The organism is Rhizobium sp. 01N48 (assembly GCF_056399145.1).
The window spans coordinates 226,610-244,971 of sequence record NZ_JBFTQT010000003.1 but is presented as its reverse complement, the minus strand read 5'-3'; the positions used below and the strand labels follow the sequence as shown (position 1 = coordinate 244,971).

Here is an 18,362-nt window from a genome sequence, read left to right as displayed (position 1 = left end):
AATCCTTCATGTACGACCGCGAAGTGCGGTTCAAGATGGAGGACACGATGAACGCCGCGCGTCTCGAATATACCGAGAAGGGCGTCATGAACATGGCCTCGCGTCGTTGCGACATCATCCGCATTTCCAAGAGCAGCGCGGTCCTTGCGATCCTGACGCAGTTCAATCTCCCGCGTCAGTTCTATCTCGATCTTCCCGATGCCCGCATCACCAAGATCGGCTGCATGCTGACCCGTGTTAATCCCAACAACACCGTGGAAGTCCGCTTCCTGCGCATGCTGACCGACAAGGAACTGAACAAGATCTTCGTCTACAGCAGCCATCCGGCTCACCGCGACCGCGTTCTGGATATCCGCGGCTGATCGCTGATTTCTAAGTCTGAAACGACAAGGCCCGCGAGATCGTCTCGCGGGCCTTGTCGTTTATAGCGGTAAATCGCTGCGGCTTAGTGGAACAGCACGCTGGCGCCCTTGTCGGATGCGCCGACGGCGCGGCGGAAGGGGGCGAACAGCTCGCGGCCCATGCCGAACTCGTTATCGGAGAGATCGGCCACGACAGGCTTGCGATCGGCCATGGTGGCAGCGTCCACAAGCACCTCGAGCGTTCCCGCGATCGCATCGAGACGGATGATATCGCCGTCCATGATGCGCGCGATCGGTCCGCCGTCGACGGCCTCCGGCGTCACATGGATCGCTGCCGGAACCTTGCCCGACGCGCCGGACATGCGCCCGTCGGTGAGAAGCGCCACGCGGAAGCCGCGGTCCTGCAGCACGCCGAGCGGCGGCGTCAGCTTGTGCAGCTCTGGCATGCCGTTGGCCTTCGGTCCCTGGAAGCGGACGACGGCGATGAAGTCGCGGTTGAGCTTGCCGTCCTTGAAGGCGTCCTGAAGCTCCTGCTGGCTGTGGAAGACGATCGCCGGCGCCTCGATGACGTGGCGGTCGGCCTTCACCGCCGAAATCTTGATCACGCCCTTGCCGAGATTGCCGCGCAGCATCTTCAGGCCACCATTGGCCTGGAACGGCGTCTCGATGTTGGCGAGCACCTTCGGATCGACGCTCTTTTCCGGGGAAGGTTCGCGCACGATGTTTCCATCCTCACCAAGGCGCGGATCGATTGTGTAGGCCTGCAGGCCGTGGCCGAACACGGTGCGCACGTCGTCGTGCACCAGGCCGTGCTTCAACAGTTCCTTGATCAGGAAGCCCATGCCGCCGGCCGCGTGGAAATGGTTCACGTCGGCAAGTCCGTTCGGGTAGACGCGGGCAAGCAGCGGCACCACTTCGGAGAGCTCGGCAATATCCTGCCAGGTCAGCTCGATGCCAGCGGCGCGCGCCATGGCCACGAGGTGCAGCGTGTGGTTGGTCGAGCCGCCGGTGGCGTGCAGGCCGACGACGCCGTTGACGATCGAGCGCTCGTCGATCATCTCGCCCGCCGGCGTGAACTCGTTGCCCTGCGCCGTGATCGCCAGCGCCCGCTTGGTCGCCTCGCGGGTGAATGCTTCGCGAAGCGGCGTGCCCGGATTGATGAAGGAGGAGCCGGGCATATGGAAGCCCATGATTTCCATCAGCATCTGGTTCGAGTTGGCCGTGCCGTAGAAGGTGCAGGTGCCCGGTCCGTGATAGGACTTCGACTCGGCTTCGAGCAGCTCGGCGCGGCCGACCTTGCCCTCGGCGTAAAGCTGGCGCACGCGCGACTTCTCGTCGTTCGGCAGGCCCGAGGTCATCGGTCCCGCCGGTACGAAGATCGACGGCAGATGGCCGAAGGTCAGCGCGGCGATCGTCAGGCCCGGCACGATCTTGTCGCAGACGCCGAGATAGAGGGCCGCGTCGAACATGTTGTGCGACAGGCCGATACCGGCAGCCATGGCGATCAGGTCGCGCGAGAAGAGCGAGAGCTCCATGCCCGGCTGGCCCTGGGTCACGCCATCGCACATGGCCGGAACAGCGCCCGCCACCTGCGCGATGCCGCCGGCTTCCGCGGCCGCCTCGCGAATGATCGCGGGATAGGTCTCGAAGGGCTGATGCGCCGAGAGCATGTCGTTGTAGGAAGTGATGATGCCGAGATTGGAAACACGGTCGCCGGCCAGTGCATCCTTCTCGGCGGGGGAACAGACTGCGAAGCCGTGTGCCAGGTTCGCGCAGCCGAGCGTGGAGCGAACCACGCTCTTGCCCACCGCGTTTCGCAAGCGCTCAAGATAGAGTTCTCGCGACGGTTTCGACCGTTCGACGATACGGTTGGTGATGGCGGCAACGCGCGAATGAGCGGACATGGGAGATCCTTGTCGTTTGCTGGTATTCGATTGTCTGTTCGCGGCTTTACGCCGTGTTGGCCATTAAGGCCGTCGGCTTACGGAGCCCAGTAGATGTCGACGGGCGTCGCGGCGCGGCGAAGGATAGCCCGGATCGGCATCTCCGCCTCGTCGCCGGCACCCTCGGCCTTTGCCAGAACGTCCTTCTTGCCGTCGCCTTCGATGTGAAGAACGAGCAGCCCTGCATCCTGCAGGCTGGAGAAGGTGAAGGTCAGGCGTGGTTCGCCTGCGCCGTCAGCGTCCATGGTGATGATGCCGCGCGGCGTCTTCGGATCAAGAGCGACCGCAAGATTGCTGCCGCCAGGGAAGAACGATGCCGTGTGGCCGTCGCCGCCCATGCCGAGAATGACGACATCGAACGGATTGCCGATCGAAGCCGTGGCCGCAGTCGAAAGCTTTGCTGCTTCCTCGACCGTTGCCGCCGGCTGGTAGAGCGGCTGGAACTTTGCCGCCTTCGCCTTGTTCTGCAGGAGATTGCTGATCACGAGCAGATGGTTCGAGCGCGGATTGTCGGCGGGCACGAAACGCTCGTCGACGAGGGTGATGACCACCTTCGTCCAGTCGAGATCGCGCGTCGACAGTTCCTGGAAGAATGCCTTCGGCGTGGAGCCGCCGGAAACGGCGATTTCCGCCGTTCCCTTCTTGGCGATGGCCGTCGAAAGCGATGCAGCGACCTTGTCGGCAAGGTTGCGCGCCAGTTCGGCGGCGTTGGCAAAATTGTGCATGGTCGCTGCCATTCTCTCGATCCTTAGAGGTTGTCGTGCCAGGTGCGGCCGTCACGCTCGATGAGCGCGATCGACTGGCTCGGGCCCCAGGTGCCGGCCGTGTAGCCCTGAACCTTCTGGCCGGTAGATTCCCAACCCTTGAGGATCGGGTCGACCCACTGCCACGCCGCCTCGACTTCGTCGCGGCGCATGAACAGAGTCTGGTTCGAACGGATGACGTCCATCAGCAGGCGCTCGTAGGCGTCGGGGTTACGAACCTGGAAGGAATCGGCGAAGCTCATGTCGAGCGAAACGTTGCGCAGGCGCATGCCGCCTGGGCCCGGATCCTTGATCATCAGCGACTGCTTGACGCCTTCGTCGGGCTGCAGGCGGATGATCAGCTGGTTCTGGTTGATGCGGCCAGCCGACTGGTCGAAGACCGAGTGCGGGATCGACTTGAAGGTGATGACAATCTCCGACATGCGGCCGGCAAGACGCTTGCCGGTGCGGATGTAGAAGGGAACGCCAGCCCAGCGCCAATTGTTGATCTCGGCCTTGATGGCGACGAAGGTTTCGGTGTTGGACACGCCGCCTTCGAGCTCTTCTAGGTAACCCTTGACCGGGCCGCCGGCCGAAGCGCCGGCGCGATACTGGCCGCGCACGGTGGTCTGCTCGACATTGGACGCGTCGATCGGCTTCAGCGCGCGCAGCACTTTCAGCTTCTCGTCGCGAACCGCTTCGGAATCCATCGAGGACGGGACTTCCATGGCAACCAGGCAGACGAGCTGCATGATGTGGTTCTGCACCATGTCGCGCAGCGCGCCGGCGGTGTCGTAGTAGCCGGCACGACCTTCGAGGCCGACGGATTCGGCAACGGTGATCTGCACGTGGTCGATATGCTGTGCATTCCAGAGCGGCTCATAGAGCGCGTTGGCAAAGCGCAGCGCCATCAGGTTCTGCACGGTTTCCTTGCCGAGGTAGTGGTCGATACGGAAGATCTGCTCTTCCTTGAAGACCTTGCCGATCGTGTCGTTGAGCTGCAGGGCCGAGTCCAGGTCGCGACCGATCGGCTTTTCGACGACGATGCGGGTGGTCTTGGTGATCAGCTTGTGATCGTGGATCTTCTGCGAGATGTCGCCGAAGATGCCGGGTGCGACGGCGAGATAGAAGGCGCGCACGCGGTCCTTGCCCTCGTCGAGCAGCTTCTTCAGTTGGTCCCAACCGGCGTCGGAGCGGGCATCGACCGGCACATAGTAAAGGCGTTCGCAGAACTTGGCGACCTCCGCCTCGTCGTACTCGCCCTTCTTCAGGTGCTCCTTGAGAGCGTCCTGCGCGAATTTGCGGTATTCTTCGTGGGTCAGCGCGCTTCTGGAAGCGCCGATGATGCGGGTCGGCTCGGAGAACTGGCCTTCGATCTGACGATGGTAGAGGGCCGGCAGCAACTTGCGCTCGGCAAGGTCGCCACTGCCGCCAAAGACGACGTAATCGAAAGGTTCAACGGGAATGATTTGGCTGCTCATGAGGCTATCTCTCAATCAGACTGGTTCATGGCCTCTTTAATCTAATCGATTTAAAAAAGCCAGTGTGCGCTGCAACGAATTTGTCCGGCACTGGTTTTAGATCGAAAAGCCTCGTGAGGAAATCCGCAATCTGACTAAAACTTGTCGCGCAGCGCAAACCACGAAAGCGCCAGGAAGAGCAGGGGCGCGCGCATCGCCGGACCACCCGGGAAGGCCGGGATTTTGAGCGCCTTGAACAGCTCGAGGTCCCTGGATTTCCCGATCACAGTTTCGGCATAGAGCCGCCCGCAATAGTTCGCAAGCATCACGCCATGGCCGGAATAGCCGCCGATCGAGGTCACCCCTGGCATGACTTCGCGCACGAAGGGCTGCCGCGGCATGGTGATCGCGACCGATCCGCCCCAGGCATGGGTGATCTCGACGTTATCGAGTTCGGGATAAATCTCGGCGATCTGGCGGCGGATGTGCTGCGATATGTCGCGTGGATTGTCCGCAGTATAGGCCTCGCGACCACCAAACAGCAGCCGCCCGTCCTTGGATTTTCGGAAGTAGCGGACGACGAAACGCGAATCGGCAACCGCCTCGCTACCAGGAATGACCGTGGATTTCTCGCCGAGCGGCACGGTCGCGCCGATGAAGGAGCGGATCGGCATGACATGGCTGGCAGTGATCGGTTCGAGATTGTCGATATAGCCGTTGCAGGCAATCAGCGCCTTGTCGGCTGTGATCTGCCCGCGCGGCGTATCGATCGTAACCTTGCCGCCGCCCTGCCGGATCGCCGTCGCCTTCGTCATTTCGAAGACCTGAGCGCCGGAAGCCGCAGCCGCCCGCGCCAGCCCGATCAGGAGCTTCAACGGGTGAATGTGGCCGGTGCCGGTGTCGCGCACGCCGCAGAAAAAGCGTGTCGACCCCAGCCGCTCCTGCGTTTCCGCGCGGTCCATGAAGGTGGCGTGCGGGTAGCCGTAGCGGGTCGCTGCGATCTCCGCATTGGCGCGAAAGTCCTTCTCGTAACTCGCCTTGTGCGCCACGTTCATCTGACCGGGTATGAAGTCGATGTCGATCTGGTGCTCGGTCGCGAAGGCGAGCAAGTGCTTCTTGGCGTCCTCGGCCAGATCGAACAGCGCCTTCGAGCGCTCGAAGCCGATCTCTTCTTCCAGCTCTTCCGGCCACGAACGCTGCCCGGTGCCGAGCTGGCCGCCGTTGCGGCCCGATGCACCATCGCCGAACCGGCATGCCTCGATGAGCACCACCGAAACGCCCGCCTTGGCGAGATGATAGGCGGCCTGCAGCCCGGTATAGCCGCCGCCGATAATGGCGACGTCGCATGTCTTCGATCCGTCGAGCTCAGGATAGGTGGGCCGCTCGCCCGCCGTTGCCTGATACCACGAAATGCCGGGCGCGATCGGGCTCTGCCATTTCTGTTCGGATGTCATGGCGCCATCCTCACACGTTGAGCAGAAGGAATTCGCGTTCCCACGGGCTGATCACCTGCATGAAGGTCTCGAACTCGCCGCGCTTGACGCCGGCATAGAGCCCGATGAACTCGCGGCCGAACACCTCCTCAAACGCGGGCTCATCCTCCATCAGCGCGACGGCTTCAAGCAAGCCGCGCGGCAGGTCGATCGAGCCTTCGTTGGCCGAATCTTCGGTCGGCGCCGTCGGCTCGATTTCCTTCATGATGCCCAAGAGGCCGCAGGCAAGCGAAGCCGCCAGCGCCAGATAGGGGTTGGCGTCGGAGCTCGGCAGCCGGTTCTCGACACGCCGCGCCTGCGGATCAGACACCGGCACGCGGAACGCCGTCGTGCGGTTGTCATAGCCCCAGGCGTTGTTGACGGGGCACGACATGTCGGGCGTCAGGCGACGGTAGGAGTTGACATATGGCGCCAGCATGCAGAGCGCGCTCGGCACGTATTTCTGCATGCCGCCGATGAAGTGGAAGAACTCCTTCGAGGGCGAGCCGTCGGGGTTGGAAAACACGTTCTTGCCCGTGTCCTCGTGGATGACCGACTGGTGGATGTGCATCGCCGATCCGGCTTGGCCCTGCATCGGCTTGGCCATGAAGGTGGCGTAGATGCCATGCTTCATCGCCGCCTCGCGGATCGTCCGCTTGAACATGAAGACCTGGTCGGCAAGCTCGATCGGATTGCCGTGGCGAAGGTTGATCTCGAGCTGCGCCGGTCCTTCTTCGTGGATCAGCGTGTCGATCTCCAGCCCCTGCTTTTCAGAGAAATGGTAGATGTCGTCGATCAGCTCGTCGAACTCGTTGATCCCCGCGATCGAATAGCCCTGGCCGCCGAGAATGGCGCGGCCCGAGCGGCCCTTCGGCGGATGCAGCGGATAATCCGGGTCGTCGTTCTTGGCGACGAGATAGAACTCGATTTCAGGCGCCACGATCGGCTTCCAGCCGCGGTCATGATAGAGCTTCATGATCCGCTTCAAGACGTTGCGCGGCGTGTAGGGGACCTCTTCTCCGTCGGCGCTGACGATATCGCAGATCACCTGCGCGGTCGGGTCCGTCTCCCACGGCACGACGGAAAGCGTCGAAAGGTCGGGCACCAGTTTCAAATCGCTGTCGCGCGGCTCGTAGCGGAAGCTTTCGGTCTCTTCGGGATATTCGCCCGAAATCGTGTGGCGATAGATCGCCGAAGGCAGCGCCAGCGATGTGTTGGAGGTGAATTTCGAGCTAGGCATCATCTTGCCGCGCGGCACGCCGGCGAGGTCGGGCGTGATGCATTCGATGTCTTCGATCCCGCGTGCCCGCAAGAACTGCGCTGCTTCCTTCCAGGAGGCCACGCCGCGAAGATATCCTGGGTCCGGGGGAGATTTCTTCGAGGCGGGAACGTTCTTGGCAGGCTTCAGCGTCGTCTTTTTTGGGGACATGACACACCGGTTTGCGTTGATCTTGCAGCCATAATAACCGGAGTTTGGCAATTGGCGAGGGGGGATGCGGGTTGACTTTCGCCTATTGATGGAAAAAGAAGACGCCTTTCGACGAAGGAAACAGCCGTGCAGCGAAGAAGCGATGTGATCGTCATAGGCGCGGGCGCCGCAGGCATGATGTGCGCCATCCGCGCCGGCCAGCGCGGCCGTTCGGTGGTCGTGCTGGATCACGCCAAGGCGCCCGGCGACAAGATCCGCATCTCCGGCGGTGGTCGCTGCAACTTCACCAATATCCACGCCTCGCCGAAGAATTTCCTCTCGGCCAATCCGCATTTCGGTAAGTCGGCGCTCGCCCGCTTCACGCCATCGGACTTCGTCGCCATGGTCGATCGCCACAAGATCGCCTGGCATGAGAAGACGCTCGGCCAGCTGTTTTGCGACGACAGCGCCAAGGACATCATCCGCATGCTGCTGGACGAGATGCAGGCGGCGGGCGCCAGGCTCGAACTGCGCACCGAGATTGTCGCGGTCGATAAGACCGAAGACGGCTTTCGCGTCTCCACCTCCGAGGGCGAGTATCACGCCACCTCGCTGGTGATCGCCACCGGCGGGAAGTCGATCCCGAAAATGGGCGCGACCGGTTTCGCCTATCGCATCGCCGAACAGTTCTGCCTGCCGCTGATCGAAACCCGCCCCGGCCTCGTGCCGTTGACGCTCGACCCGGCGCTGCTCGAAAGCGTCGCGCCGCTGTCGGGGATCGCGGCCCCCGCCGAACTACGCCATGGCAGGACCGCCTTTCGCGAAGCGCTGCTCTTCACCCATCGCGGCCTGAGCGGCCCGGCCATCCTGCAGATCTCCTCCTACTGGCGCGAGGGTGACGAGATCACCGTCGATATCGAGCCCGACGTCGATCTCCTCGCGCATTTGAAGGCGGCAAAGCAGGCGAACGGCCGCCAGTCGGCGCAGACAGCACTCGGTGAGGTGCTCCCCAAGCGCCTGGCGCAATATCTGACCGAGCGCGCCGGCGTGACCGGCAACATGGCCGATATGTCCGACAAGGTGCTGGCGCGCCTCGTCGATTCCGCGCAGAACTGGACGATCAAGCCTTCGGGCTCAGAGGGCTACCGCACCGCTGAAGTCACGCTTGGTGGCATCGACACAGCAGCACTCGATTCCCGCAGCATGCAGGCCAAGGCGGTCCCCGGTCTCCACTTCATCGGCGAGTGCGTCGACGTGACCGGCTGGCTCGGCGGCTACAATTTCCAGTGGGCCTGGGCCTCGGGTGTCGCGGCTGGTGACAGTCTATAAAGCTTATTCTTCGTAGAGATGAAACCAGTTGAAGGATTCAAGAGTTCTTAAGCAGGGTGCGCCATCCTGTCTCGATGACGTGCTTGAATTGGCTTCCTAAATAAGGCTTTACGAGCACAGTCTTTTGTTGGATTGTTGTGACATAGAGAAGTGAGGTTCTGCAGATGAACAAGAACACACGACGCGCCCGCGCCATCGCAATTGCCAAGACCCAGCCGGATACACGGCTTGTCGCAATCCGCTACTTCGTCCTGGCCGCCAGTGCCGCCGCCGCCGTCATGGCGCTCTTCCTCCCGCGAATGCTCTAAGGCATTCCCCTTCAAGACAACGAGACCTTGCGGCGCACCGATGCGCCTGCACTATAAGCGCGCGAACGCCCGGTTTGCTGCGATATCCGGCTACCTAAGCTTATATAAAAATTAACGCATCTTCGGCAAAGCTTTAGTATGACTTATGGGCGCCTCGCATCTTGCGGAGCGTGACAGGCAATGATTGCCGTCCGAGCATGCGCTCGCGATCCCCCATTGTTCCAAAATGTTCGATGCACTCAGCCGACGCGCAATCGCGCCGCCGGTGGGAGGAGTGGTGTATGGAAGGCCGGAACCCCCATGTTTATTGACAGGATTCTTTCCCGTTTCAGGATCAAGACCAAGGTCCTTATCTTCGTCTTGCCGTTTGTTTTAAGCATTTCAGCAGTCGGCTTCACCGGCCTTTACGCGTCCGGCCTGCTTCAGGGTCGAATGGAGATCTCCAACAGCGTTCTTCAGTCGCTGAGCGGTTTCAAGGATCTCTTCGGCTCCATGGACGATTTCCTGCGCGTGACCAATGAGGAAGCGCGCGACAAGCTCTACGCCGATGTCTCCACCCAGCATGCGACGCTGAGCGCCACGCTGAAGCAGATCGGCGACAATGCCGGCCGCGCCAATCTGCAGGCCGCGACCGATGGAACCAATGGCATCTCCGACACCGTCGGCAAGCTCTGGACCCTGCACGAACAGGAAGTCGCCCTGCGCAAGTCGATCGACGAAGCCCAGAAGGTGATGATCTCCAGCCGCTTCAACGTCAATTACGACGCCCAGCAGCTGCAGGAAAACATTCGCAACGACGAAGGCAACGCCACCGCGACGCTCCGCGCCGCCRACCGCCTCCTGAAGGGCGGCGATGCGCTGGCAACCGTGATGGCCGATTTCGGCAAGGCGCAACTGCCGGCCGACAAGCTCAAGGTGGTTACCGACGCGCTCCCGGGCATCCTGAAAGCCCAGCGCCTGATCGAGATCTCCGTCCCGCAGAACCAGAAGAGCATGACGCAGTCGCTCGCTCAGACGATCAGCGACGTGAAAGCGCAGGCGACCGCCGCCGACGCCGGCACCGATGAGGCGATCGCCAATCTCGGCCGTCTCGTTTCGCGCTTCCGCCAGATGTCGACTTACACCCAGCTGACGGCAACGCAGATGATGCGGGCCGCCACGACCACCTTCGTCGAGCTCGACAGCCGCATCGCCCAGACCAATTCGGTGCTGGAAGACACGCGCCGCCTCGAAAGCGCGATCTATTCGCTGCAGCTCGTGCTCGGCGAATTCGCCGCCAAGCCGGACAAGGACAACCGCGTTCGCCTGCATCAGGAAATCGCCACCCTCGGCACCAACCTCAATACGCTGCTCGCCAGCGCCAAGGGCATGAACTTCGCCGAGGATATCGTCGCCGCCATGTCGCCGGCGCTTGCCTCGATGGACAAGGATGCCGAAAGCCTCGTCTCCACCATCGAGCAGCGCGTCGCCGACTACGCCTCCGCCCGCACGCAGCTGAACGCCGTCTGGGGCGAACTCACCGCCTTCGCCGAATTGCAGAAGCAGACGGCCGGCGTCGAGCGCACCCAGGCCAACGGCATTTCCGTTCTCACGACCGGTCTCGGCATCCTGCTCTCGGTTGTCGGCGGCATCGCGCTGGTTCTGACCCTGCAGCGGCCGATCGGCCAGATCACATCAGCCATGCGCCGCATCGCCGATGGCGCGCTCGACACCAGCATATCAGGTGAACAGCGCCACGACGAAATCGGCGACATGGCCCGCGCGCTCGGCATCTTCAAGGAAAACGCGATCTCCAAGATCCGCATCGAGGAGCAGAGCGACGAGGAGCGCGCCGCTTCCGAGCACGAGCGCCAGCGCAACGACGCCGAAAAGCGCGAGATGGACCGCCAGATCGAGTTCGCGGTCAACGCGCTTGCTTCTGGTCTCGAGCGCATGTCGCAGGGCGATATCTCGACCACGATCGACACGCCCTTCATCGGCCGTCTCGAACAACTTCGCCAGGATTTCAACGGCTCGATGATGCGCCTCCAGGCCACCATGAGCCAGATTCGCGACAACGTCGAAATGATCCAGGGCAATGGCAACCAGATGGCCCAGTCGGCCGAGGATCTTGCCAAGCGCACCGAAAACCAGGCCGCTTCTCTGGAAGAGACGGCAGCCGCCGTGGACCAGATCACCGTCACTGTGCGCTCGTCCGCCGAACGCGCCAAGGAGGCCGATCAGGTCGTGCGCCAGGCCAAGCGCAGCGCCGACGATTCCGCCACCGTCGTCAACAACGCGATCGACGCGATGACCCGCATCGAGGAAGCCTCGCAGCAGATCGAGCAGATCATCGGCGTCATCGACGAGATCGCCTTCCAGACCAACCTTCTGGCGCTGAACGCCGGGATCGAGGCTGCGCGCGCCGGGGAAGCCGGCAAGGGCTTCGCCGTAGTCGCCATGGAAGTCCGCGAACTGGCGCAGCGCTCGGCCGCTGCCGCCCAGGAGATCAAGGGGCTGATCAACAAGTCGACCAACGAGGTGAACTCCGGTTCGCAGTTCGTGCAGCAGACCGGCACGGTGCTGGCTAAGATCAGCACCCAGATCGTCGCCATCAGCGAGCATGTTGAAGTCATCGCCCGCGCCAGCCACGATCAGTCGGGCGCGCTGCAGGAGGTCAACACCACGGTCAACCAGATGGACCAGATGACTCAGCAGAACGCTGCGATGGTCGAGGAAACCACGGCCGCCAGCCGCGAACTCGCCAACGAAGCCGATGCTCTGCTTGGTCTCATCAGGCAGTTCAAGATCGACAGTACTAGCCAGGACAGGGTCTACCGCGCCGCCTGATCGAGGCCGATACTTTCGATAGGAACATGCGATGGCTCCGGAAACGGAGCCATTTGCGTTTCTCCGGTGCGGATATGCAGGAAATCATCCATGCATTTTAGTTTGTCCAGACATGACACCCGTCAGTTTTCATGGGATTTATCTTAAAACTTTAGCACTAATTTCGGCCCCGATTATTCCTCAGGGGTCTTTGTATGCTTCGCTTCTTCTCAGCGTCTATTGTTCGGCAAATCGTCGCGATTACGCTTGCTCTTCTGGTCTTCAGTACAGCGGCGATTGTTTCTGTAACTTACTACAATCTTAGCGCGTATGTCATGACCAGCGCGGTCACCGATGCCAAGGACGCAAGTCGCGCCATGGCGGTGCTCTACGCGGCAGGCGATCCGGCCGCGAAGGTCGATGTTCGCGACAATAAGCTGGTGGCCGTCAGCGAAGAGAAGCTGCCGACGTCGCTCAGCGACCACGCGCTTGTCGATCGCACCGCCGCCTCCATCGCGGGCTATGCCACGGTGTTCGAGCGTCAGGGCGATGACTACGTCCGCGTTTCGACGAACATAAAGAAGGAAAACGGCGAGCGCGCCGTTGGCACCAAGCTTGCCGCCGGACACCCGGCGCAGGCGGTTCTGGCCAAGGGTGAAGCCTATTACGGCCCGGCCGATCTCTTCGGTAAGAAGTTCATGACCGGATACTTCCCGGTCAAGAGTGCCGCAGGCACCACCGTTGGCGTCCTCTTCATCGGCATTCCGATGGAAGTCTACTACAGCAGCCTGCAGCAGCTCCTGACCCTGGTTGTCGGCGTCGGCCTCGCGGTCCTGCTGATCGTCGGCGTCATCGCCTACTTCGCCATCCGCGCCACGATCCGCCCGCTCGAGACGCTGACGGGTGCGATCAACACGATCTCCGCGGGCAATCTCGACACGAAGATCCCCTGCACCGAAAAGGAGAACGAGTTCGGCGCGATCGGCAAGGCGCTCGCCCTGTTCCAGGACGGCGCTCGCGCCCGGCTCACGCTGGAAACGCAGGCGGCCGAACAGCGCGCCTTCAGCGACGCGGAACGCAGCCGCAACGACGCCGAAAAGCGCACGCTCGACGACCAGATCCAGTTTGCTGTCAATCAGCTCGCCGCCGGCCTTGGCCGCCTGTCGAGCGGCGATGTCTCGGAAACGATCGAGACGCCCTTCGTCGGCCGGCTTGAACAGCTGCGCGTGGATTTCAACGCCTCGCTGGAGCGCCTGCAGGATACGCTTTCGCGCATCCGCGACAACGCGGCGACCATCCACCGCAATTCCGGCTCCATGCTGCACTCGGCCGATGAGCTCTCCAAGCGCACCGAAGCCCAGGCCGCAAGCCTGGAAGAAACCGCTGCTGCCGTGGAAGAAATCACCGTCACCGTGCGCTCGTCGGCCGAACGCGCCCGCGAGGCAAACAGCGCTGTTATCGTCACCAAGAAGACGGCGGACAGCTCGACTGTCGTGGTCGGCGACACCGTTGCCGCGATGGATCGCATCGAGGCCGCGTCCAAGCAGATCGAGCAGATCATCGAGGTGATCGACGACATCGCCTTCCAGACCAACCTCCTGGCATTGAACGCCGGTATTGAGGCCGCGCGCGCCGGTGAAGCCGGCAAGGGCTTCGCCGTCGTCGCCATGGAAGTGCGCGAACTCGCCCAGCGCTCGGCCGATGCCGCGCGCGAAATCAAGAGCCTGATCGAAACCTCGACCCGCGAAGTCGCGGCAGGCTCGGGACTGGTCCAGAAGACCGGCTCGGTTCTGGCCTCGATCAGCAGCGAGATCATCGCAATCAGCAAGCACGTCGAAACCATCGCCACCGCCAGCGCCGACCAGTCGGCAGCTCTTCAGGAAGTCAACAGCTCCGTCAACGCGATGGATCAGATGACGCAGAAGAACGCAGCCATGGTCGAAGAGACCACCGAGCAGAGCCGCCAGCTGGCGAGCGAAGCTGACGCCCTCATGTCGCTGATACAGCAGTTCCGCATCGATGCGTCTTCGGCGCCCCAGCAGGTCCGCATGCGAAACGCTGCCTGATCGGTTCTCCACCAGCTTTGATCATCGAAGGGCTGCCCGTTGGGCGGCCCTTTTTCATGGGCAGCACGGCGAAAAGACGAGCGGCGAAGCGCTCGATCTTCGATTGTCCGTAGCCCTGGTAGAAGGCCTCCTCGGCCCGCGCACGATACGGGTCGGAATTCCTCGCGGTGAGTTTGGCGAGCTCGATGAAGGCTAACAGCTCGATCATGACCGTGTCCTTTCTGAATTGAAGATGGACATAGGGTATTCGCCAAAATTCGCTTCATAAACGCAAGAAATCCCACTATGTTTTTCACTCATGAAAAGTACGCAATGGGATTCCTTTCAGCTCTTTCTTCATGTCGCGCGTCTCGGCGGGCTGACGGGGGCGGCTGCCGCGAGCGGGCTGAGCCCGGCCACGATCGGCCGGCGGATGCTCGATCTCGAACAGGAGATCGGCCGGACGCTCTTTTCCCGCAGCCACACCGGCTACAGGCTGACGCCGGATGGTCAGGCCCTGCTCGATCATCTGAAGGACATGGAGGCCGCCGCCCGCAAGGTCGATGCGTGGCGCCAGGCAAGCAGCGTCGGAGCAACCGTGCGGATCGCCGCCGGCACCTGGGTTGCCTGGCTGATGGCCGAGAATTTTGGCGCCATCCGCATGCCCGGCGACCATTTCGCGGTGTCGATGACGATAGGCGAGGCGCGCGCCAATCTGAACTACCGCGAGATTAATATCGGCATCCGCGCCTTCGAGCCGGAGGAAAACAATCTCGCCGCGCGGCTGCTGGGCGAGGTGGCCTACGCCGTCTATGCCAGGCGCAATGCCGGCGAACAGGAAGAGCGATGGCTGGCTGTCGGGGAGGAGGATGCGATCTCCAACTATCTGCGCTGGCCGCATCGCAATGCCGCGGGCGCCATCGTTGCCACCGTCAACCGCCCGCGCTCGCTGCTCGATCTCGTCCGCGCCGGCGCCGGCAAGGCGGTGCTCCCCTGCTTCGTCGGCGATCTCGATCCAGACCTGCAGCGCCTCGGCCCGGAACTACCGGACCTGCGCCACCAACAATGGATCGTCATGAACAACGAAGACCGGCATCGCCAGGAAATCCGAACCGTCACCGATCGCATGACCAAGCTCTTGAAAAGCTACAGCGATCTTTTCGCGGGAAAGCGCCCCAGCCGAAGCTGAGGCGCCGCGTTGCAGGGCGGATTGGGGGCTAGTCAGCTCCGGCCCGCAACAATGACCGGGATCAACAGGTCACCCCAGTTTCCATCGCCGCCATGATGGCGGGCCGAGCGGACGATCTCGACCGAAACGCCGGCATCGACCGCCTTCATGACCGACTGGTTCAGCCGATGCAGATCATTGGCGAGCATGCGGATCATGCCCTGCTGATCCGGCGTCATGCTGGTGGATTGTTCCTCTGCGCGTTCCTTGACGCGTGCAAGCGTAGGCATGGCTTTCTCCTCCTTCGGTTGGCTTTACTCGGCTGCTGGCTTGAACTGTGCGTGTTCCGTCGATTCCCCCATCGCGGTGGTCGAGGATCGCCCGCCTGTGATTGCCATCGATACGGCGTCGAAATAGCCGGTGCCGACTTCGCGCTGGTGCTTGGTCGCGGTGTAGCCGTTCGCTTCGGCGGCGAACTCCGCCTGCTGCAGCTCCGAATAGGCGGCCATCTGCCGATCCCTGTAGCCGCGGGCGAGCTCGTACATGCCGAAGTTCAGCTGATGGAAACCGGCCAGCGTGATGAACTGGAATTTGTAGCCCATGGCACCAAGCTCGCGCTGGAACTTGGCGATCGTCGCGTCGTCGAGGTTCTTTTTCCAGTTGAACGACGGCGAGCAGTTGTAGGCCAAGAGCTTGCCCGGATGCACCTTGTGCACGCCCTCGGCGAACCGCCGTGCCTGTTCCAGATCCGGCTTGGAGGTCTCGCACCAGATCAGATCGCAATGCGGCGCGTAGGCGACGGCGCGCGCGATGCACGGCTCCAGCCCGTTGCGCACCTGATAGAAGCCTTCGACTGTGCGGCCGGCATCGTAATCGACGAAAGGCTGGTCGCGCTCGTCGATATCGGAGGTCAACAGCTTGGCGGCTTCCGCGTCGGTGCGGGCGATGACGAGCGTCGGCACGCCCATGACGTCGGCGGCGAGGCGCGCGGCATCGAGGTTGCGGATATGGGCGGCGGTCGGGATCAGAACCTTGCCGCCGAGATGGCCGCACTTCTTTTCCGACGCCAGTTGGTCCTCGAAGTGAACCCCTGCGACACCGGCCTCGATATAGGCCTTCATGATCTCGAAGGCGTTGAGCGGCCCGCCGAAGCCGGCTTCGGCATCGGCAACGATCGGCGCGAACCATGTCTCGACCGAAAGCCCCTTGTCTTCCGAGGTCTCGATCTGGTCGGCGCGCTGCAGCGTCCGGTTGATCCGCTTGGCAAGCTCCGGCCCGGCATTGGCAGGGTAGAGCGACTGATCGGGATACATCGCCGATGCCGTGTTGGAATCAGCCGCGACCTGCCAGCCCGACAGATAGATCGCCTTCAGCCCGGCGCGAACCATCTGCATGGCCTGGTTGCCGGAAAGCGCGCCGAGGGCGTTGACGAAGTCGTCCTGATGCAGCAGCTGCCAGAGCCGGTTGGCGCCGATTTCGGCCAGCGAGTAACGAAGCTCCACCGATCCGCGCAGTCTTTTCACATCATCGGCCGAATAGGGGCGCTCGATGCCGGCGAAACGGTTGGCGGGGATATTGCGGTGAAGCTTGTCAAACTCTGTCATGTCTTCCTCCTTGCATAACATCATGGCCGGTGTGGCTGATTGACAGGATTTACAAATCATCCGGAAATGGCCAGAGTTAAACGGAGAAACGCGATGGAATAGGGGTCGCGATGCAAAGAACGTGACAAGTTTCGAGAGTAAATTTGTCAAGTTTTGTAAATTCTTTGATCCGGATCTTCTGTAAAGGATTGTCACATGGCTGAGCGAAAGATGTTTGCCGGTCCCAAGGTCCGCCGTATCCGAAACGGTCTCGGTGTGACGCAGGCGGCGATGGCCGAGGCGCTGGAAATCTCGCCGTCCTATCTCAACCTGATCGAGCGCAACCAGCGCCCGCTGACCGTCCAGCTGCTCCTGAAGCTCGCGGCGGTCTACAAGGTCGATCTGGAGGAGCTGCGCGCCGAAAGCGGCGGCAGTCTCACTCAGTTGAAGGAAGTCTTCGCCGATCCGCTGCTATCCGGCGAGCTGCCGGGCGATCAGGAACTGGTGGAAGTCGCGGAAGCAGCGCCCAATGCGGCAAGCGGCGTCATCAAGCTCTACCGTGCCTACAGGGAACAGGCGGCGCGCCTCTCCGATCTAACACTTCTGAGTGCAGGCGAGGGGCAGGTACCGCTGTCGGGCGCCCGGCTGCCGGCCGATGAGGTGCGCGACGTGCTGGAGCGCCGCTCGGCTTACTTCCCGCGCATCGAAACGGCGGCCGAGACGTTCCTGCATGCGCTCTCCGATCCGCGCGATATCATCTCGACATTCAAGGAGTGGCTGCGCGCCGAGCGCGGCATCGGCGTCCGCGTTCTACCCATCCATGTCATGCCGGATCTCCGCCGTCGTTTCGATCGTCACTCCATGCGGCTCTTCATTTCCGAGCGCCTGTCGCCGGCCGACCAGGCGCAGGAGATCGCAATCGAAGTCGCGACGCTGGCGCTGCGCGAGGCGATCCTTGCCGAGCTCGAAGGCCTGATGCTCTCCACCGAGGAGGCGAGGCGCATCGCCCGCTTCGAGCTCGCGCGCTATGCGGCGCTGGCGCTGACCATGCCCTACGCGCCCTTCCTCGCCGCGGCCCAGGCGGCGGCCTATGATATCGATCTCCTGCGCGTCCGCTTCAACGTCTCCTTCGCCCAGGCTGCAACCCGGCTGACCACGCTGCAGCGCCCCGGCGCGTCGGCGGTCTCCTTTTTCACCATGGAGATCGACGGCGCCGGTCATCGGCTGCGTCGGTCAGGATCGCAAGGCTTCCCGCATCTGCGCTTCGGCGGCGACTGTCCCAAGCTCAACGTCCATGTCGCGCTGCTCCAGCCCGGGCAGATCCTCGCCGAGATGGTCGAGATGCCGGACAGTAATCGCTACCTCACCATATCCCGCACGCTGGAAGGGCCGAACGCGCCGTTCGGCGAGCGCGTCCGCCGCACGGCGCTTCTCGTCGGTTGTGATATTTTAGCGGGCGAGGGGACGGTCTACGGCAAGGCGGTTTCCGCGCAAAAGGCGATCACGGCAGGCTCGGGCTGTCGGCTCTGCGAAAGGCGCGGTTGCCTCTCGCGCGCCGAGCCGCCTGTCACACGCCCATTGGGGCTCGATGAGATGGTCTCGGGCCTCAGCAGCTTCGACTTCTAATCAGGGCGAAATCATTGAGAGTGCAGGATTTTGCGCTTGTCGGCTCCATAAATCCTTTCTAGTCTGCAACCAAAACCAGAGGGAAGCATCCGCGCAAACGGTGCCCA

13 protein-coding genes and 1 pseudogene are annotated in these 18,362 nt (G+C 62.4%); 7 read left to right on the top strand and 7 right to left on the bottom strand.

What is annotated here, in order from left to right; translation table 11 throughout:
• Positions 1-8: 8 nt before the first annotated feature.
• Entirely contained in the window at positions 9-362 is a 354-nt protein-coding gene (locus AC1DOG_RS07565) for a hypothetical protein (RefSeq protein ID WP_112429000.1), read from the top strand.
• Positions 363-445: 83 nt separating this feature from the next.
• On the opposite strand, the gene edd is transcribed toward AC1DOG_RS07565, so the two are convergent.
• From edd to AC1DOG_RS07540, 5 genes are all read right to left on the bottom strand, one after another.
• Positions 446-2,266, bottom strand: a complete 1,821-nt coding sequence (edd, locus tag AC1DOG_RS07560; RefSeq protein ID WP_477927265.1) for a phosphogluconate dehydratase — start codon at positions 2,264-2,266, stop codon at positions 446-448.
• 77 nt (positions 2,267-2,343) lie between these two features.
• Complete coding sequence (pgl, locus tag AC1DOG_RS07555) at positions 2,344-3,042, bottom strand: 6-phosphogluconolactonase (protein WP_477927264.1); 699 nt, start codon at positions 3,040-3,042, stop codon at positions 2,344-2,346.
• An 11-nt stretch (positions 3,043-3,053) separates the two neighbouring features.
• On the bottom strand, positions 3,054-4,529 hold the full coding sequence (gene zwf / locus AC1DOG_RS07550) for a glucose-6-phosphate dehydrogenase (RefSeq protein WP_047508339.1): 1,476 nt from the start codon (positions 4,527-4,529) through the stop codon (positions 3,054-3,056).
• 134 nt (positions 4,530-4,663) lie between these two features.
• The gene (locus AC1DOG_RS07545) at positions 4,664-5,962 is read right to left on the bottom strand and encodes an NAD(P)/FAD-dependent oxidoreductase (protein WP_477927263.1); all 1,299 of its coding nucleotides are present in this window, start codon (positions 5,960-5,962) and stop codon (positions 4,664-4,666) included.
• A 10-nt stretch (positions 5,963-5,972) separates the two neighbouring features.
• Positions 5,973-7,409, bottom strand: coding sequence for a glutamine synthetase family protein (locus tag AC1DOG_RS07540; RefSeq protein ID WP_018898473.1), 1,437 nt, complete (start codon positions 7,407-7,409; stop codon positions 5,973-5,975).
• 88 nt (positions 7,410-7,497) lie between these two features.
• On the opposite strand from AC1DOG_RS07540, the pseudogene AC1DOG_RS07535 reads away from it, so the two are divergent.
• The 5 genes and pseudogenes from AC1DOG_RS07535 (at position 7,498) to AC1DOG_RS07515 (ending at position 15,067) form a co-directional block, all read left to right on the top strand.
• Positions 7,498-8,717 (top strand): annotated as a pseudogene (locus AC1DOG_RS07535) (BaiN/RdsA family NAD(P)/FAD-dependent oxidoreductase).
• A 164-nt stretch (positions 8,718-8,881) separates the two neighbouring features.
• Positions 8,882-9,025 (top strand): hypothetical protein, encoded by a 144-nt coding sequence (locus AC1DOG_RS07530; protein ID WP_477927262.1) that lies wholly within the window; start codon positions 8,882-8,884, stop codon positions 9,023-9,025.
• Between the two features lie 300 nt (positions 9,026-9,325).
• Complete coding sequence (locus AC1DOG_RS07525; protein WP_477927261.1) at positions 9,326-11,854, top strand: methyl-accepting chemotaxis protein; 2,529 nt, start codon at positions 9,326-9,328, stop codon at positions 11,852-11,854.
• Positions 11,855-12,048: 194 nt separating this feature from the next.
• The gene (locus tag AC1DOG_RS07520) at positions 12,049-13,899 is read left to right on the top strand and encodes a methyl-accepting chemotaxis protein (protein WP_477927260.1); all 1,851 of its coding nucleotides are present in this window, start codon (positions 12,049-12,051) and stop codon (positions 13,897-13,899) included.
• Between the two features lie 298 nt (positions 13,900-14,197).
• On the top strand, positions 14,198-15,067 hold the full coding sequence (locus tag AC1DOG_RS07515) for a LysR family transcriptional regulator (RefSeq protein WP_477927259.1): 870 nt from the start codon (positions 14,198-14,200) through the stop codon (positions 15,065-15,067).
• A gap of 32 nt (positions 15,068-15,099) precedes the next feature.
• On the opposite strand, the gene AC1DOG_RS07510 is transcribed toward AC1DOG_RS07515, so the two are convergent.
• Positions 15,100-15,336, bottom strand: a complete 237-nt coding sequence (locus AC1DOG_RS07510) for an SMc00767 family acetate metabolism repressor (protein ID WP_018898479.1) — start codon at positions 15,334-15,336, stop codon at positions 15,100-15,102.
• A gap of 24 nt (positions 15,337-15,360) precedes the next feature.
• Complete coding sequence (gene aceA / locus AC1DOG_RS07505) at positions 15,361-16,650, bottom strand: isocitrate lyase (protein ID WP_477927258.1); 1,290 nt, start codon at positions 16,648-16,650, stop codon at positions 15,361-15,363.
• Positions 16,651-16,845: 195 nt separating this feature from the next.
• On the opposite strand from aceA, the gene AC1DOG_RS07500 reads away from it, so the two are divergent.
• Positions 16,846-18,255 carry a helix-turn-helix domain-containing protein gene (locus AC1DOG_RS07500; RefSeq protein WP_477927257.1) on the top strand — a complete coding sequence of 470 codons (1,410 nt, stop codon included), beginning with the start codon at positions 16,846-16,848 and terminating at the stop codon, positions 18,253-18,255.
• Positions 18,256-18,362: the final 107 nt, after the last annotated feature.

Excerpts from the sequence above, each read along its gene's own strand:
- AC1DOG_RS07510 (WP_018898479.1), bottom strand. The coding sequence starts at position 15,336 with ATGCCTACGCTTGCACGCGTCAAGGAACGCGCAGAGGAACAATCCACC.
- AC1DOG_RS07530 (WP_477927262.1), top strand. The coding sequence starts at position 8,882 with ATGAACAAGAACACACGACGCGCCCGCGCCATCGCAATTGCCAAGACC.
- AC1DOG_RS07565 (WP_112429000.1), top strand. The coding sequence starts at position 9 with ATGTACGACCGCGAAGTGCGGTTCAAGATGGAGGACACGATGAACGCC.
- zwf (WP_047508339.1), bottom strand. The coding sequence starts at position 4,529 with ATGAGCAGCCAAATCATTCCCGTTGAACCTTTCGATTACGTCGTCTTT.
- edd (WP_477927265.1), bottom strand. The coding sequence starts at position 2,266 with ATGTCCGCTCATTCGCGCGTTGCCGCCATCACCAACCGTATCGTCGAA.
- AC1DOG_RS07545 (WP_477927263.1), bottom strand. The coding sequence starts at position 5,962 with ATGACATCCGAACAGAAATGGCAGAGCCCGATCGCGCCCGGCATTTCG.
- AC1DOG_RS07515 (WP_477927259.1), top strand. The coding sequence starts at position 14,198 with ATGAAAAGTACGCAATGGGATTCCTTTCAGCTCTTTCTTCATGTCGCG.
- pgl (WP_477927264.1), bottom strand. The coding sequence starts at position 3,042 with ATGGCAGCGACCATGCACAATTTTGCCAACGCCGCCGAACTGGCGCGC.
- aceA (WP_477927258.1), bottom strand. The coding sequence starts at position 16,650 with ATGACAGAGTTTGACAAGCTTCACCGCAATATCCCCGCCAACCGTTTC.
- AC1DOG_RS07500 (WP_477927257.1), top strand. The coding sequence starts at position 16,846 with ATGGCTGAGCGAAAGATGTTTGCCGGTCCCAAGGTCCGCCGTATCCGA.
- AC1DOG_RS07540 (WP_018898473.1), bottom strand. The coding sequence starts at position 7,409 with ATGTCCCCAAAAAAGACGACGCTGAAGCCTGCCAAGAACGTTCCCGCC.
- AC1DOG_RS07520 (WP_477927260.1), top strand. The coding sequence starts at position 12,049 with ATGCTTCGCTTCTTCTCAGCGTCTATTGTTCGGCAAATCGTCGCGATT.